Genomic DNA, 16,017 nt, shown 5'->3' with positions numbered 1-16,017 from the left:
CGTCAGCTCCCCGAGTCTCGATCGATCTCGACCCCGTACGGCGTCTGGAACATGCCGCTGAGCGTCACATCGGAGGCGCTGATCGTCACACGACCGCCGGACCTCTCCCAGCTCGCGAACCGCGTCCCGTCCTTCTGACGCTGGGCGGGCTCGCCCCACCGCGTCGTCCCCTCGCGCACGATGAGTGCGAACGCGTCACTGAGGAGATCCTGCGACGTCGGGTCTTCCTCTGTCGCCTCATCGGCGAGGTCGAGACTCAGGTAGTTCAGTTGCGTCCGCGCTCCGATCGTCGACACGTCGGGCACGGTGAAGTTCGAGACGGTGTTCATCAAGTAGGACGTGCCGTCCTCCTCCTCGATCGTCCAGCCGAACCGGTCGACGGCCAGTCGCAGCACCTCGTCACGGGTGAGCGGCCATGGAGCCGCGGCCCAGAAGTCCATGAGGTCGCACACCTCGGTCGGGGTCATCGATTTCCACGTCATGTCTAGAACCCTATCCGCCGATACCCGCTGCATCGCGCGGAGCGGACACCTCGGTCTGCTCCTCGTTCAGGTCCGCCACCTCGGCGGCTGCGACGACGCCCTCGTAGACGCCGGCATCCGACTTCGTCAGGCCGAGCGATTCGGCGTCGATGGCGTCGTGACCGAGGAAGACGATGTGGGCGCGATCGCCGGACTCGCCGCGCTCGGCGCCGACGAGCTGCACCCGACGGTTGCGCCAGCGCCCGACGACGCGGACGGCGAAGATCCGCTCGACCTCCTCCGCCACGGCGTGGCGCCACCAGACGCCTCGGGCCGACTGCTGCATGTCCTCCCGCTGCTGCGGCGAGCACACGATCACCTGCCCATCGGGCAGGACGTCCGCCAGCATCCGCTCGCCTGCCACCTCCGCCCAGATGCCGACGAGCTCCGGGGAACGGACGGGAACAGCGGGGAGTCCGAAGTCCGGGCGCACGGAGACCCACCCCTCGGCGACGTTCGCGTAACCGGCGAGGATCTCCTCGCGGCCGTCGGCATACGTACGCCACAGACTCGTGCCGGCAGGGAGCGCGCTCGGTGCGAGCCACCAGTACGGAACCATGGCGGAGGCGCTCTCGACGAAGCCCGTGCCACTCGTCGGGGGGTGATCCCGGAACGGCGGGACGACGTCGCGTGTGCCCGGTGACTGCAGCGCCAGGTACGAGGCCGCGGGGATGCGCAGGGTGTCGATGTGCGGCGCATCGGGCGTGAACGGCGACTCCGGGAACCCGAGTCCGAGCTCGGCGAAGAGAGCGGAGGGCGTCGTCGCCGCGAGGACGTCGTCGCGACGGACCACGTAGCCGGAGACCCACCCGAGTCCCTGGCTCAGCCACGCGCGACCACGCGCAGGCGTGACGGCCTTGATCAGTTCGGTCATCCTGTCCCTCCCGGATCGGGACGCTGCCGCATCCACCGATCGCGATCAAAGCTATCAAACGGGTGGACGCGATTCGCGGAGCTCCACTTCCGCAGCCGCGGCGGTCGATTCATCTCAACCACGGCGCGGGCACCGGCGTGCGCGTCTCGACGAACCGCAGATCCCGATCGTCTCGGGGGATCAGTCTCACCCAGGAATCGCGCTCGAACGGATCGAACCCGTACTGCTGCGCCTGTGGATCCCGCGTGACGGCCATGACCCGACCCTGCGTGCTCGAGGACACGCTGACCGGAAGGCCGCGATACTCCCCTTCGTGATCGATGTCGAAGCATTCGAGGCGCTCGTCGGGCTGCACCCGGCGGACGTACAGCGAACCACGATTCTTGTCGAACGGGAGCTTCTCGAAGCCCGGAGCAGGGCTCTCGGAGACCAGCACCCATCCCCGGCCGCGACTCTCGAGTCGATAGTCCACCCCGTCGAATCGAGCATGCAGCCCGGATTCGAGACGATCCGCCGTCACGAGCCGGAGCCGGGGGTGAAGAAGCCCCTCCCGGGAACGTAGATCCCGACGAGGCGGGGTCCGTCGGGCCCGACCGCCCAGATCCGCGCACCCGCGGACATGTCCATAGGTGCGGATGCTTCGTACTCGGGCCGCCAGACATCGTCGCGGTTGAGGAGGAAGCCCGACCCGGCGAACGGCTGATCGTACTCCGCGGTGCCCCCGAACTCCGGCGAGAACGGAGTCGTCAGCCGGTGCGTCTGGTCCGTCTGGAACTCGATGAAGCCATAGGAGTCAGCACCCGGCTCCGTATACGGGTTCGTCCGGCCGCTGTCCGGAACGTAGTCCAGACGGGCATCTGCCACGACCTGATCGAGGCCGCCCCACGGATTCAGGTCGGTCGCGCGCGCCACGAATCCTCGGACCTGCGGATCGTAATCGCCGGAGAGGTACCGGGCGACATCGTCGAAGGGGATCACCTTCACCAGATGCGTGTCGGGCGTCGGGGTCTCGATGAGTCCGCGCAGCTCGAGAAGCTGTGCGCGCTGATCCTGCGTGAGCTGCGAGGCAGGCGTGTGTCGCAGGTCGTGCAGGTCCTGGTTCGACAGTCCATTCGCGTCTGCGAAGTCGCGGATGATCTGGTCGGAGCTGAGCTCCGGTCCGCCGCCGTGGCCGGTGCCGTTCGCGGGATCGAGGGGACCGCCGCCGTCGCCGTTCGCCTCGACGGCGGATCCGCCCTCGCCGACGTCGCCGTCCAGGCCGCCGTTCGTGCCGCCATCCGCCGCCTCAGGGGCGACAGGTGCTTCTGCGGCCGGGGCCGGATCCGCGTGAGCGGGCGCACCGTTCGACGCATCGTCGGTCGCGGTCGGTGCCGCGTCGGCGCTCCCGGCGTGGACCGGTGCATTCATCCCGGTGGCGCGCGACGGAGACGAGGAGCCGTCCGCACCGCCGTGCGCAGCAGTGGGGGTCGCATCCGCACCGGGCACTCGCACCTGGCTGCGGTCGATCTGGAACTCGGTCACGCGGATGTCGCCGTTCGGACGCGCCTCGACGAGCTCGTAACGCACGTCGAGGGTGCCGTTGCGGATCGCCTCCACCACACGCGGGTCGGCGTCGGGGCTCTGCATGTACGCGTCGAGCTGCTCCTGCAGACGGCCGTCGCGAGCGCCGATCTCGTTGAGATACGCGGTCGTGCCCTGCTCGGCACGCCCGCCGCCGTCCACCAGGCGGTCGCCGAGCGACGAGCCGCCGCCCTTCGCCTCATAGACGTGCAGGGTCGGATCGGGATTCCCGGAGATGGTCACGTGGTCGAACTGGTTCGCCCCTGCGCCTCCCGGGGCGATGAGGGTGGTCTCGCCGCGGGCCGCGGACACCGCACCCGCCGCCTGGTCGCCCAGGGATTCCGACGACAGTCCGAGAGCGTGTCGCGCGTCGGCCCGGAGGCTCAGCGCCTCGCGAATCGCATCCGCCTGGCGGCGGGTGAGCGTTCCGTCACGTTCCAGCCCCCGCAGTGCGGCGTTGACGTCGCTGGAGTTCCCGGTGAGCGTGCCGGGTTCGATACCGGCGCGGTCCAGCAACTCGTCGACGCGCTGCTGCGCGGCATCCGAGTCCGCTTTGAGCTCCGTGCGCTCGTCGACCCGTGCCTGGTGCTCGGCCTGGGCATCGGAGTCGAGCGTGATCGTCTCACTCTCGCCACGAACCGCGCGCTCGACGGGCAGGTCGGTCTCGGGCTTGTTCGTGTCGGTGGCGAAGTGGTGCGTGTCGGCATCGTGCAGTCGCCCCGTGCGATCGCGGTACGTGTTGTCGGGGTCGCCGTCCAGGGTGCGGCGCCCGTCCGGGCCCTCGAGGTATGGCCGACCATGCGCGTCGTGACTCGGCGCAGGTCCGTCCCACTCCCGGCGCGGCTGGTCTGTCGTGGCCTGATCGGCGGCACCCTGATCGCCCGGTGTGTGCGGCGCCGCATCGTCGGCATCCGCTCCGTCCGACGTCGAGTCCACGCCGTCGGCATCCGCGCCGTCCGTTCCTGCACCATCCGTGCCCGCGCCGTCGCCGTCCGCCGTGGGGTCGACGTTCATGTCACCATCGGGATCGACGGGCGGCGGGCCATCGACGTCGGCGTCGACGTCGGCCGGAGCAGACGCGTCTCCGTCGGGGCTGGTGCCCGCGTCCGGCGTCGAGCCCGCGTCCGGCGTCGAGCCCGCATCGGGGGACGAGCCCGCGTGCCCAGCCGCGCCGCTGCTCCCCGCGCCGGTGCCGGTGGGGGCGGAGTCTCCTGCCGTGCCCGCTCCGGTGCCCGACGGGGAGGAGTCGCCGGCGGTACCGCCCGCAGCCGGCGAGTCGCCGGACCCGCCGAGGGATGACGAGTCGCCGCCGGTGCCCTGCGGCGTCGTGGAGGTCTCGGGCGTGGACGTGCCGGTGCTGTCGGAGCCGCTTCCGGTCGAGTCGCCCGAAGACGTCGTGTCCGGCGTCGACGTCGTGTCGGGAGTCGAGGACGTGTCGGGAGTCGAGGTCGAATCGGCCGTCGAGCCGCTGCCCCCGTCGCCGGAGCCGGTTCCCGTGCCGGCATCCGATCCACCCGTTCCCGAGCCGTTGCTCTCCGGGGTGACATGCACGTCGGTCGCCGCGGGGGCGTCGCCGTGGTTCGACGGAGCCGCGCCGCCGTCGGATCCGCCGCCGCCGATGTCGCCGCCCTGCCCGGTCGGACCGTCGTAGTCCGTACGCGGACCGCCGCCGCCGTCTCCACCCGAGGCGTTCGCGGCGTCGCCGGTCCCGGAAGGACCGTCGTAGTCGTTCACGTGGACGCCGCCGCCGCTGTTGCTGCCGCCCGCGGAGGCCCCGCCGCGGCGTCCCGGCAGGCGGGCCGACCCCGCGACACCGAGACCGGCGCCCATCGCGATGGACGCGCCGGTGATCTCCTCGCCGCGGACGGCGAGGTCCACGACCGTGCCGCCGGCGCCGCCCGCGCCGTTCGCCAGTGCCTGGACCACGAAGCGCTCGCCGGCCTTGCCGAACGGCGCCACGATCGCAGCCGTCAGCGAGCTGCCCGCGAGACCCGAGAGAGCAGCGGCACCGTAGTTGGCGTTGCCGCCCTGCACGGTCTCGGCGATCACGGACGCCCCGGTGCCCGAGACGATCTCGATGCCGGCGCGCGTGAGCTTGGGGAACTTGGTCGCCGCGCGGGCGAGGCCCGGGACGATGGCGCGCAGCCGTGCCGCGAGGCGCACCGCCACGCCGACGCACTTCGCGACCAGGGCGCCGATGCGTCCGCCGATGGCGATGACACGGGCGGTGATGGCCGCGGCACCCGCGACGCCGGCCGCGCCGAACGTCACGAACGACAGGGCGAAGCTGAGACCGGCGCCGGCGACGACCTCGATCACCAGCTGGACGAGCATGTTCCGGGTCTCCTCGAGAGTCTCCCGGATGGTCTGCGCGTACTCCTTGCAGATGTCGTCGATCTGGCCGATGCCCTCGTCGTCGCTGAGGAAGGTCGTGAGGCCGTCGGCGAAGTCGTCGACCTTCTGCGTGATCGACGCGATCTCTCCGCTGTCGATCCCGGCGAGCGAGTTGTCCGCGAGGCGGATGTCGTTGCGCAGGCTGCGGATGTCGCTGAGGATGCCGCGCCACGCGCGACCGGCCTCTTCGAGCTTCTCGGGGTCGCCGTCGGGGAACAGCGTGCCGATGAAGTTGAGGATCTGGTCCCACACCCACACGGCCGCGCTGTCGAGGCCCTGCACCATGGTGTCCGGACGCCCGCCGAACGCGGAGGGCGGCGGGGCGACGGAGGACTCGGCGATCGCGGGGCGCAGCACGAAGGCGGAGGAGGCGTCGTAGACGATGCCCTCCGCGTTGGCGTTGGCCTGCGCGTGCGTGCCGCCCGACGCCATGATCGTGCGGTCGAGGCCGCGCGAGGCCACGGCGATGTCGTAGAGCGTCTGCAGGGCGGCGCCCGCCATCGCGTCGTACGACTCCGAGAAGGACTCGCCGCCCGGGTCGGTGCCGGCGATGCCGCCGAAGCCGGAGAGGGCTCCGCGCGCTTCGATGGCGTAGTTGAGGGCCTGCTGGGAGACCGTGTCGTAGGCGTCAGCCGCGGTGGAGTACTTCGCGGGATCGATTCTCACCATGTCGTCACACCGCCACGGGTCCGCCGGCGCCGCCGCCGCCACCCGAACCGCCGCCGCCCCACATGGCGCCGACGGAGGACTGCGCGGTCTCGTACTGCGTCGCGGCATCCCCCGCCCACGTCGCCAGGTACTCGGCGAACGAGGTGAGGATGGTCGCGCCGACCTGCCAGGTCTGCACGCAGTTGACGAAGTCGTTGCTCGCCATGCCGCTCCACTGCGCGCTCAGCGCGCCGGTCGCCCCGGAGGCGTGCGCCTGGAGCTCACCGCAGTAGCCGTGCAGCTGCTTCAGCGCCGACTCGAGTCCGCGGATGTCCGCCGTCTCGTAGGTGTGCAGGCCGCTCATGCGGTGTCCCCCTTGCTGACCCGTGCCTCGATCGTGACCTCGGCGGGCATGGCCTGCACGCCCTCGGCCTGGAACGCTGCGGGCGCGGCCTGCGCTCCGCCGGAGTTGCCGCCGGTCGTGCCGGGCATGCGGATGTTGACGTTCGAGGAGCGCGCGGCGACCGTGAGCTGCGCCTCGTTGCCCTCGTAGGTGCTCTGACCGCTCTGCAGTCGTGCCGCGATGCTCATGAGAGCCTCCCGGGTCACGCCCGCACTGGCGAGGAACGACGTCCACTCCTCGAGGAACGCGTCGGCCGCGCTCCCCGTCCAGGTCGAGCCCACGACCGCGTTCACCGCGGCCGTGACCTGGGCGAGCTGCGCGTCGAACTGCGCGACCGCCCCGGTCATCGACGCCGCGGAGAACCCCAGCGCCGGCGTGGATACGTGGAACTGCACCACGAGGCATCCCCCCTCACATCAGCGGGCCCGGAGCACCGGGCGGAACGGACTTACGAACGGAAGCTGTTGCCGATGTTGTTCTCGGACTCCTCGTAGGCCAGTGCGGCCTTCGAGAGCTGGTCGCTGATGCCGTTGAGGGACTCCTTGAGCTGGATGCCGGCGGCGTCCCACTGCTCGTAGAGCTCGTTGAAGGTCTGCGACGCGGAGCCGCCCCAGTCGCCGGCGATGAGGCCCTGCACGAGGGACTTCAGGTTGCCGAGCTGCGACTCGATCGACGTCGCGCCCGAGGAGAGCTGGTTCGCGACACCCGCGAGCGACTCCGAAGTTACCTTGATCTCAGCCATGTCTTACCCCCTGCTCAGTGCGGCGACGCCGCGGAATTGGTCCGGATACATTCCTAACACGCACGGGGCCGCAGGCCGATGGGGAGAACTCCCCATGAGCATCCGTCGTCAGGAGATGACGAGGACGGCGTCGCCGAGCAGCAGCCGGTCGCCGGGCACGAGAGCCGAGGGCGTGCCCGGCACGAGCGCGTACTGGGTGCCGTCGCGCTCGAGGAGGGTGCCGTTGGCCGAGCCGGGATCCGTGGCGATCACGGCCCCGGTGGCGGGCGACAGCACGAGGTGCACGCGTGACATGGCCCGGGCCGGGTCGTCGAGCCGCACGGGGGCGCCCTGGTAGGCGGCGGCGCCGCGTTCGGGCGAGCGTCCGAAGACCAGCACGGCGTCGAGGCCGAGGTGCTGGCCGTCGGGGAGCGACACGGTCGTCGGGAGGGAAGGGGCGGATGCCGCGGGCTGCGGCGTCTCCTGCGGGGCGGCGGGCTGCACGGGCTCGGGCTGCGCGGGCTGCTGCGGCGCGGCCGGCTGCGGCGCGGCGGCCGGAGCGGATGCCGGGGGCTGCTCGGCCGCGAGCGGTGCGGGGAGCGGGACGGGCGGCAGCGGCTCCGCGGCGCGCTGCTGCTCGGCGGGCGAGGCGGTGGGGGCGCCCGTGGGGCCGCCAGGGAACGGCGGGACGACGCCGCCCGGCATGCCGATGAGCTGCCCGCACGACGGACAGAACATGCTGTCCGGGCGCACGGCCTCGCCGCAGAAGCGGCACTGAGTGCTCATCGGCTGATTCCCCCGTCGTGGTCCTCCCGCGCCGCGACAAGGTCACGGCACCCGCGTCAGTCTATCCCGCCGCAGAGCCCGCGAGACCGCCGTTGCAGACGCTGCGGATCGTCAGGCGGTCAGGTCCGGGACCTGCACGGGCATGTACGAGCCGTCGCTGAAGAACACGCCGGCCCCGGGTGCCGCACGGCCGATGTGCGTGCGCGCGAGCTGCACCCCGAACACCTGGGTCCCGATGATCGTCGAGGGCGGGGAGAGCAGGATGCCGGAGCGCCCCTTCTTCGCCTCGGTGAGCGCCACGGTGAGCGACGATCCGGCCGACTCCGCACCGACTCCGACGATGAAGCGGGCGTGCCCACGGGCACCGCCCAGCGCGCGGTCGAGCGCGGAGTCCCTGATCGACTCGCTGTCGTCCACGACCACCGTGAGCGGCTGATCGGTCGGTGCGAGCGCCGCCGCGATCTCCTCGTCCGGCGTGCGCGGCGACAGCACGGTGACGCCGTGACTCTTGGCGACCTCGGCGAGGATCGAGCCGTCCCGCGCGACGATGACCATGGGCGTCTTGTGCCAGCCCAGCTGATGCGCGAGCGCGGCGAGCGTGTGCGTCTTGCCGCTGCGGCGGTCGCCGGCGACGACGAACCCGCCGACGTTCGGCCAGTCGATCGTGATGCGCGAGAGCTGGTCGCCGCCCACCGCGACCACCGGAGTCTCCGCCGCAGACGCGTTCAGCAGCGGCAGCGAGTGCACGACGCTGAGACCGATGCGCGAGGGCAGCGGATCGACGCGCAGCGGCTGCGGCAGCTCGGCGAGCTGCGGGAACTGACCGAAGTGCCCACGCACGTACTCGACGATCCCGCGGGCCGCCGCGGTCTGCGCCTCACCGCCCGGTTCGGCGGAGAGCACCGCGAACTGCGCCTCCGTGCCCTCGGAGCCGAACAGCGCGCGCCCCGGCGGCATGTTCGGGGCGAGGTCGCGGATCATGATGCCTGCGCCGCGGTAGTCGTTGATGTCGCGCATCCGCAGTGCGTACTGCGTGTCGATGAAGGTCGAGACCTTATCGGAAGAGATCGACCGGTCGGCGGTGAGGATGAGTCGCAGACCCACGGCCGGGCCCTCGCGCAGCAGGCGCATGACCTGGTCGCGCACGAGCACCAGGTCGTCGGCGCTCATGGAGGCGCCGAGGCGCTCCCATCCGTCGATCACCACGATGGTGTACGGCAGGGCGTCGCGGGCGTCGACCTGGCGGCGCTGCTCGGCGATGCTGCCGACCCCGGCGCGGGCGAGCGTGGCCTGACGGCGCGACAGGTCCATGCCGAGGCGGTCGAGCAGCCGCGGCAGGCGCGCGGCGTCCTGCGGGGTCACCACCGCGCCGGTGTGCGGGGCGTCCGCGAAGGGCAGCAGCGCACCCGTGCCGTAGTCGACCGCGTAGATGTGCAGGTCGGCGGGTGTGAAGCGCTGCACCGCCTGGGCGAGGAGCGTGCGGACGGCCGTCGTGCGTCCGGACCGGCTGCCGCCGAAGAACAGCAGGTGCGATCCCGTGAGCACGTTCCACACGAGCGGCTGCTGCTTCTGCTTGGACGGCACGTCGACCAGACCGAGCACGAGGCCGCCTTCCGGCGCCGAGGACTCGTCGAAGCGGTCGAGCGGGAGCAGGTCGGGCAGCGGCAGCAGCCACGGCGAGGGGCTGCGCTCGATGCCCAGAGCGGTCGCGGCCTGGTTCGCGAGCTGCACGAGGCCGCGCAGGTCGGTGTCGTCCTGATCGGGTCGATGCGACGCCGCTTCGACCGCGGGGAAGCGCGGCGGCAGACCCACGGTCTGCCAGTCGAAACGCGCGGCGGGCGGCAGCACCCGGGTGGTGCGCTGGTGGCCGATCCGGAGTCCCGCGACGCGTGCGGTCTGGAACGGAGCGGGCGCCGCGTCGAGACCTGCCCGCACGTACCCGCGACCGGGGGTGGATGCCGAGATGAGCGCGGCATCCGGCACCCCGATGATGTCGGTCGAGTCGGCCCGATCGGTCACGCGCAGCGCGATGCGCAGGTTGATGTTCGACTGCATCTCGGGCGTGATGACGCCCGAGGGGCGCTGCGTCGCGAGCACGAGGTTCACGCCCAGCGACCGCCCCACGCGGGCGATGCGCACGAGGCCCGTGATGAAGTCCGGCAGCTCGGTCTTGAGCTCGGCGAACTCGTCGACCACGATCATGAGGCGCGCGAGTCCCAGACGCGCCGCCGCCTCGGCATCCTTCTCCCAGGCGGCGTCGACGTCCTTGGCGCCGATGTCGTCGCGGAGCACCCGCTCGCGGCGCTTGAGCTCCGCGTCGAGGGAGGCGAGCGCGCGCTCGGTCTCGCGGGCGTCGAGGTTCGTGACCATGCCGACCGTGTGCGGCAGGCGTGCGCAGTCCGCGAACGCCGATCCGCCCTTGTAGTCGATCAGCACGAAGTTCAGCGCGTCCGGACGGTTGGCGAGCGCGAGCGAGATCACGAGAGCCTGCAGGAACTCGGACTTCCCGGATCCGGTGGTGCCCGCCACGAGCGCGTGCGGGCCGTCGGTCGCGATGTCGATCGCGTACTCGCCCTCGGCCCCGGCGCCGATCACGACGTACGACTGACGCGGCACGACCTGCCACTGGTCGATGATGGGCTGCGGGTCGGCGAGGTCGATGCCGAGGAGCTCCGTGTAGCGGACGCTGCTGGGGACGGTCGCGTCATCGCCGACGCCCCGCACGTGCTCGATCGAGCACAGTGCGCGGGCGATCTCCTCGGCGTAGCCGACGCTCACCTGATCGAACAGCACGGGCGAGTGGTACGCGTCGCCGGACTCCACGCGGCCGAGCAGCGGGTCGCCGGGATCCGCGACGACCACGGTCGTGGCCTCCTCGGGCAGACGCGAGCGGTCCGAGTCGATCGCGATCACGTGGATGCCGTACGCGGCGCCGTGCTCGAGGATCGTGACCATGCCGGGGAGCATGCGGTAGCGCCGCGCCCCGTCGACGACGAGCACGATCTGCGACTCGGAGTCGAGGCGACGGTCCTTGCCGATCCGCATGCGGATGTCGAGCAGGTTCCCGATCTCGCGGATGCGCTCACGTCGCGTCAGGTCGGTGTTGCCGATCAGCGCAACCGGTCCCACGCCCGGCTGCGCGTGCGGCAGCCACTGGGTCCACGACCAGGCGTGCTCCTGGTCGCGGTCGCACAGCACCACCACCTGCAGGTCGCGAGGGGAGCGCAGCGCGACGAGAGCGGTGAGCATCGCGCGCGTGACGCCGCCCGCGACGTCGGCGGGGCCGGCGACGCCCACCGGGCCGGTGGCGAGGTCCACCGCGACCGGGGAGGGCGAGACGCCCACACGTCGCTCGCTGCGTCTTTCCTTCTGCGGACCGCCCTCGAAGCGCACGTCGAGCGGCACGTCGGCGACGCCCACCCGCGCGCGCAGCGCGTCCTCCTCGCCGCGGCGACGCTCCCACAGGCGCGACAGCGGGCGGGTGACGACGTCGCGGATGTACACGGGGTCGAGGTGGTGGTACCAGCTCGTGAGACGCTGCTGGCGCACGTGCACCGCGATGCGGCGGCGCGCGTCGTCGATCTCCTCGATCCAGTCGGCCTCGCTGCGCTCGCCCTTGCGCCGCGCGAGCTTCTTGTTCGCGAAGAACGAGCCGATCACCATGACGGGGGACGCGGCGGCCATGAGCAGCATGATGGGGCGCTGGAAGACCACGGCGAGGGTGATGCCGAGCACGACGGGCACGATGGCCGACAGCCAGGGCAGCGGCGAGGCATCCTGCTCCTCGGGCTTGTCGCCGGGCAGCGGGACCACCGGGGGCACCTGCGAGGGGCGGATGCGCGAGGGGCGGTTGAACGCCCGCGAGCCGACCTCGTCGATCGTGATGTCGGCGTCGGAGGCGGGCGCCGCGCCGATGCGGATCACGCTGCTGCCGAGCTGCACGAGATCCGCGGGGACGATGTCCGCCGCGCGCTCGTCGCCGGCGCCGTTGACGACCAGCTGCGCCTCGGGGTCGAGCAGTTCGATGTGGGCGGTGAGCGGCAGGAGGGAGCCATCGGCCGCGATGCCGCCGGACACCGTGATCGACGCGTGCTCCTCCCCCAGGTGCGGATCGGCCACGCGCACGGCCGCCGACGAGCCGCGGCCGATCGTCGTGGCGACGCCCGGCGCCATCGGCACGGACTCCCCGGCGAACGGACCGGCGACGAACTCCAGGCGCAGGGCGCCGGGCTCGAGGACCACCTGCTGGCGGGACGGCACGACCACGCCGCTGCGGATGCCCGTGGCGGTGAACGCCGACGCGGGGTCGGTGCCGGGCGCGAGCTCGTCGACGGGGACGTCGAGCGACTCGCCGATCTCGGAGATCGTGGTGGCCTCGTCGATCTTGACGATCCACGACTCGGGCTGCGGTGCTCCCGGACGATCGGCGACGGTCAGCCGAAGGCTCATGATGCGGGTATCCCTTCCAGAAGTCGGGCGAGGCCCGCGAGCGGTACGGCCTCGTCGGCCTGCTGCTCCTCGACAGGCGCCGCGACGATCGACAGCGGCGCTTCACTCTCCCACGACGGGGCGACCAGTGAGACGCCATCGGCATCCGCGTCGTCGGTGACGCTGCCCCACGCGAAGCGTCCGTCGTCGGCGACGACCCGGAACAGCAGCTGCGCCGGTCCCTCGCCGGTGCGCTCCACGCCGCCCTCGGCCGTGCACCGCAGGCCGACGGACTGCGGTGTGCTGCAGACGATCACCGCATCGCCGCCCCACACCTGCGCGACCATGTCGACCGCGGTGGCGTCGCCCATGACGTGCAGGGCTCCGAGCGTCGGGGCCGGTGCGTCGACGATCGTGACCGAGAGCTCGCCGGACACGGTCTGTCCGGCGTCGTCGGTGATCGTGACGGGGATCGCCACGTCGCCGGGGATCGTGCCGCGGATCGCGATGTGCGTGGCGCTCACGCCGACCGATACGCCCGAGGGCACGGCCGCCTTCCCGGCGGGCGCCGGGGGCTCCACATGGATCGTCGCCCCGCCGTCGGCCGTGCATGCGGCGCACGTGATCGCGAGCGCCGAGATCGGCACGAGCGCCTGCTCGCCGACCGCGATCGGGAGGTCGATGCGGTCGACGCCGACCTCCGGCGCGGGCGGCGGCTCGAGTCGCACCCGGTAGTCGATGGAGATCCGGGTGGAGCCCGTGATCTGCGGCACCGTGAGCGTCTGCGTGCCGAGGGCCGTGTCGTACCCCGCGGACACGAGCGTCACGCGGTCCTCGGCGCAGGTGACGGTGATGCCGTCGAGGGTGCCGACGCCGGAGCAGTCGATGAGCCATCCTTCGCCGGGGCGGATCTCGGTGACGTCGGCGTACGACACCTCGATCGCGTCGCCGGATGGCGTGGCCACGGCGAGCGCAGAGGAAGCCGCGAGCGGCGATCCGACCAGCAGGGCACCCGCGAGGGCGGCGAGAGCGAGAGCTCCTCGCCGGCGTCGGTGCGTCGAGGTCATGGGACTCCAGGGTCGGCGGCAGGCCATGACTAGGATAGACGCGCCCGACCACGACGGAGAATCCCGGAATATCTATGAGCGACATCCCGCGCACGCGCCGTCAGCAGAACGCTGCCCCGGCCGCCGAGCGCCCGGTGGACGCCATGATCACAGCGGCGCCCGTGCCCTGGACCGCGACGCGCAGCTCGGCGCCCGCGGCCCTGGACGGCCAGCTCGGGTGGGACTCCCCCCGACCGAGCATGCAACTGGCCCCCGGAGCGATCCGGACGCTCGAGACGTCCGGCGACGTGCTGCCCGAGCTGGAGGAGGCACCCGAGAAGCAGCGCCCGCTGTGGCGGCATCCGGCCTTCCTGATCTCGGTGGGCACCACGCTGCTCGCGCTCATCGCCTTCGTCGTGTTCCTGATCCTCGGCGGCCTGTCCGGCGGGTCGACGGCGACCGACCTGAAGCTCGAGGTCACCGACAACGCCGTGCGGATCGACTGGTCGGGACCGGACGTGCCGTACCAGGTCATCGTGGTCGACGGGCCCTCGGGACCGACGCTCGACGTCTCGCAGCTTGTGACGGGCACGGAGGCCTGGCTGCCGCGCGCCGCCGCGATCGTCGACGACGGCTCCTGCGTCGTGGTCCGTCCGGCCGCCGGCAACGAGACCGCAGAGGTCAAGCTCGACCGGGCCACGCTCGATGCGCAGGGCGCGGTCTCGGGATGTGTCGCGGATGCCGCGGCGGGGTGACGCGCGGCTGATCGCCGTCGTGCTCGGCGCGGCTCTGCTGCTCACCGGGTGCACGTCGAAGACGGCGGCCGCGGAACCGGTGCCGACGCCGACCCACCTCGACCTCGGCACCTGGGACGAGGAAGCGTCCGGCAACGGGCTCGTGCTGCTCGACGCCGCCTCCGCCCGCGCCACCATGCTGGCCGCCGTGCGTGACGCGGGCACCGCGACCATGACCGGCACGTACACGAACGGCGCCGGGCGCACGCTCGCGATGGTGGTGCACGGGTCGAGCGAGCAGACGGTCGCGGAGTTCACGGTCGACGGCGCCACGACCTCCGTCGTCATGAGCGAGGGCCAGGCGTACGTCCGCCCCTCGGCCACGGCGGCGGCCGAGGGACTCGACGCGGGCGTCTACAGCTGCGTGTCCGAGGACGACGCGGCGCTCACGCAGTGGTCGTCGCTCCTGCATCCGCTTCAGACGCTCGCCGAGTACACGGGTGACGCGTCGACGCTCGGCGCACCGCGCGACGACGCGGTCGACCTCGTGATGGGTGCGGACGGCACCCTCGGCGCTCTGCGCGTGCAGACGCAGGGGCCCGCGCTGCCGATCTCGCTCACGCGGGCCGATGCCGCCGGCACCCTGCAGCTGGAGTTCTCGGGCTGGGGCGACGAGATCGACGTCCCCGATCTCGGGTCGCCCGCGGGCTGCTGATCCGCCGGACGCGAGCCGACCAGGGTCAGACGAGCCGGTTCAGGCGAACTCGGACCCCTCGGGCATGACCCAGCCCGGCAGCCCGCTGCACGCCGAACCCAGGCGGTGGAGTCCGAACTGCGGGTGCGAGAACGCCTCCCAGATCCGCGTGGTGTCCTTGGCCTGTGCGGCCTCGATCATGTCGGCGAGGGTCTGCGGGGCGCCGGAGGCCCAGGCCACGTAGTCCTCGCTGTCCACGCCGAGCGATCCGAGGTCCGCGATCGCCAGCACGTCCTCGGCGGCGCTGACGACGTCGGCGAAGCTCTGCGGGATGCGCTCGTTGCACGACACCACGGCGACCGTGAGAGCGGTCACCGGAGACAGGAGCTGTTCGCAGCGGGCGGCACGGAGATCGGCCATCATGTTCCCCTCATCCTCGCCCCGCGGAAGGCGGAGCGGTCGTCTCGGCCCCCAGCAGGGCCACTGTCCTCCGGAAGATCGTCGACCGGTCGGCCGTGACCTCGACGTCCACTCCCGCACCACGACCCGCGATGCAGATCGCCGCGAGCGCGGTGCGGACGTCCTCGGGAGCGACCATCGTATCGAGCGGCAGCCGCATCCCGCCGTGGTCGGCGATCACTTCGAAGATCCCGTGCAGGTCGCGCGGTGCGGCATCGCGGAGTGCGCGGACGCCGCGGATGCCGAGCGTGTACTCGGCCTGCATCCGACCGGCTGCACGCTCCACGGCCGCGGCCGGGGCACGCAGGAACGGCACCGACCCGCCGCGGTCGTCGTAGCCGACGGCCCCGATGATCGCACTCCACGGCAGGTCGACGTGCTCCGCGATCCGCAGGCCTTCCGCGCTCACGACGAGGTAGTCGTCGCCCGATGCCCTGGCGATGCGCAGCCGTCGCCGCAGCAGCGCGAAACGCACCAGCAGCACCGCGGCGGCGAGCGCCAGCAGGGCGAGCAGCAGCACGGTCACCGGGCCGCCGAGCTGCCCGACGAGGACCGCGACGAACGTGACGACGGCAGCGAGCAGCACGAGGGCCGCCACAACGAGCACGACGGTGTTGGCCCGCAGCCGGCGTCGCGCGGCTGCCCGATCCAGCCGGACCGCGAAGACGCGCCCTCCCGCGAAGTAGTCGCGCCACTCCCGCTCGTGCGTCTCGGTGAGGCCGAGCGCGCTCAGCTCGTGCACGGGCGCC

At 72.1% G+C, this 16,017-nt stretch carries 14 protein-coding genes; 2 read left to right on the top strand and 12 right to left on the bottom strand.

All coding sequences use genetic code 11. The features are described from left to right. Positions 1-2 precede the first annotated feature (2 nt). The 10 genes from AKH00_RS13835 to AKH00_RS13790 form a co-directional block, all read right to left on the bottom strand. A complete protein-coding gene (locus AKH00_RS13835) occupies positions 3-482 on the bottom strand; it encodes a DUF6301 family protein (RefSeq protein ID WP_050723326.1) in 480 nt (159 codons plus the stop codon). Positions 483-492: 10 nt separating this feature from the next. Next, the gene (locus AKH00_RS13830) at positions 493-1,395 is read right to left on the bottom strand and encodes a hypothetical protein (protein WP_050723325.1); all 903 of its coding nucleotides are present in this window, start codon (positions 1,393-1,395) and stop codon (positions 493-495) included. A 109-nt stretch (positions 1,396-1,504) separates the two neighbouring features. Continuing rightward, entirely contained in the window at positions 1,505-1,867 is a 363-nt protein-coding gene (locus tag AKH00_RS13825) for a hypothetical protein (protein WP_152926198.1), read from the bottom strand. A 44-nt stretch (positions 1,868-1,911) separates the two neighbouring features. Beyond that, positions 1,912-6,018, bottom strand: coding sequence for a WXG100-like domain-containing protein (locus AKH00_RS13820; RefSeq protein WP_152926197.1), 4,107 nt, complete (start codon positions 6,016-6,018; stop codon positions 1,912-1,914). A gap of 4 nt (positions 6,019-6,022) precedes the next feature. Beyond that, on the bottom strand, positions 6,023-6,361 hold the full coding sequence (locus AKH00_RS13815) for a hypothetical protein (RefSeq protein WP_050723322.1): 339 nt from the start codon (positions 6,359-6,361) through the stop codon (positions 6,023-6,025). After that, positions 6,358-6,798, bottom strand: coding sequence for a WXG100 family type VII secretion target (locus tag AKH00_RS13810; RefSeq protein WP_050723321.1), 441 nt, complete (start codon positions 6,796-6,798; stop codon positions 6,358-6,360). Before AKH00_RS13810 ends, AKH00_RS13815 begins: the two co-directional genes overlap by 4 nt. Positions 6,799-6,848: 50 nt before the next feature. Beyond that, complete coding sequence (locus AKH00_RS13805) at positions 6,849-7,142, bottom strand: WXG100 family type VII secretion target (protein WP_050723320.1); 294 nt, start codon at positions 7,140-7,142, stop codon at positions 6,849-6,851. 108 nt (positions 7,143-7,250) lie between these two features. After that, the gene (locus AKH00_RS13800; RefSeq protein ID WP_050723319.1) at positions 7,251-7,907 is read right to left on the bottom strand and encodes an FHA domain-containing protein; all 657 of its coding nucleotides are present in this window, start codon (positions 7,905-7,907) and stop codon (positions 7,251-7,253) included. Between the two features lie 111 nt (positions 7,908-8,018). Next, positions 8,019-12,356 carry an FtsK/SpoIIIE domain-containing protein gene (locus AKH00_RS13795; RefSeq protein WP_050723318.1) on the bottom strand — a complete coding sequence of 1,446 codons (4,338 nt, stop codon included), beginning with the start codon at positions 12,354-12,356 and terminating at the stop codon, positions 8,019-8,021. Then, positions 12,353-13,402 (bottom strand): hypothetical protein, encoded by a 1,050-nt coding sequence (locus AKH00_RS13790; protein ID WP_050723317.1) that lies wholly within the window; start codon positions 13,400-13,402, stop codon positions 12,353-12,355. The genes AKH00_RS13795 and AKH00_RS13790 overlap by 4 nt, the downstream gene beginning before the upstream one ends. A 74-nt stretch (positions 13,403-13,476) precedes the next feature. On the opposite strand from AKH00_RS13790, the gene AKH00_RS13785 reads away from it, so the two are divergent. Then, positions 13,477-14,136 carry a hypothetical protein gene (locus AKH00_RS13785; protein WP_050723316.1) on the top strand — a complete coding sequence of 220 codons (660 nt, stop codon included), beginning with the start codon at positions 13,477-13,479 and terminating at the stop codon, positions 14,134-14,136. Continuing rightward, positions 14,120-14,830: a hypothetical protein gene (locus tag AKH00_RS13780; RefSeq protein ID WP_050723315.1), complete on the top strand. Its 711-nt coding sequence runs from the start codon at positions 14,120-14,122 to the stop codon at positions 14,828-14,830. Before AKH00_RS13785 ends, AKH00_RS13780 begins: the two co-directional genes overlap by 17 nt. Before the next feature lie 39 nt (positions 14,831-14,869). Here AKH00_RS13780 and AKH00_RS18005 read toward each other — a convergent pair whose 3' ends face one another. Both AKH00_RS18005 and AKH00_RS13770 read right to left on the bottom strand, forming a co-directional pair. Next, positions 14,870-15,232 (bottom strand): hypothetical protein, encoded by a 363-nt coding sequence (locus AKH00_RS18005; RefSeq protein WP_050723314.1) that lies wholly within the window; start codon positions 15,230-15,232, stop codon positions 14,870-14,872. 7 nt (positions 15,233-15,239) lie between these two features. Then, entirely contained in the window at positions 15,240-16,010 is a 771-nt protein-coding gene (locus tag AKH00_RS13770; RefSeq protein ID WP_050723313.1) for a hypothetical protein, read from the bottom strand. Positions 16,011-16,017 lie beyond the last annotated feature (7 nt).

Source organism: Microbacterium sp. GCS4, assembly GCF_001262495.1.
In the GTDB taxonomy this organism is placed as follows: domain Bacteria; phylum Actinomycetota; class Actinomycetes; order Actinomycetales; family Microbacteriaceae; genus Microbacterium.
Note: the sequence above shows the minus strand (reverse complement) of the source record. Positions and strands in the feature narration are given on the sequence as shown.